This is a genomic window from Carboxylicivirga sp. M1479, assembly GCF_007097485.1.
Lineage (GTDB): Bacteria > Bacteroidota > Bacteroidia > Bacteroidales > Marinilabiliaceae > Carboxylicivirga.
In genome coordinates, this window is the sequence record NZ_VKDE01000116.1 from 1 (window position 1) to 281 (window position 281).

1 protein-coding gene is annotated in these 281 nt (G+C 39.9%); it reads right to left on the minus strand.

Annotated features, from left to right (window positions below):
* The coding region (locus tag FNN09_RS20990; protein WP_185969097.1) for a transposase at nt 1-281 on the minus strand (281 nt) is incomplete at both ends.

The following is a 281-nucleotide window of genomic DNA, read 5'->3' on the forward strand; positions in this document are numbered from 1 at the left end:
AACACCTTCAAGCCCTTTTAGCTTAAAACGATTAAATCCTTTGTTGTATTTAATCTGACCAAAGACAGCCTCTGGTTCAATAGGCCGTTTACTTCGGTGATGTAACCCCTTATCGCTATTAAGAGCCTCTCTGGCTTTTTGTTTATAAGCTCTCAGCCTAAAATTGACTTCGATGCTACGGTTGCCTTTGCCTTTAAAGCATCGCCCTCTGATTTGGCAGTTGCTGCAGTTTTTTGCTCTATACTTTCTAAGTGTACTTTTATAACCATGAGCATTTTGCT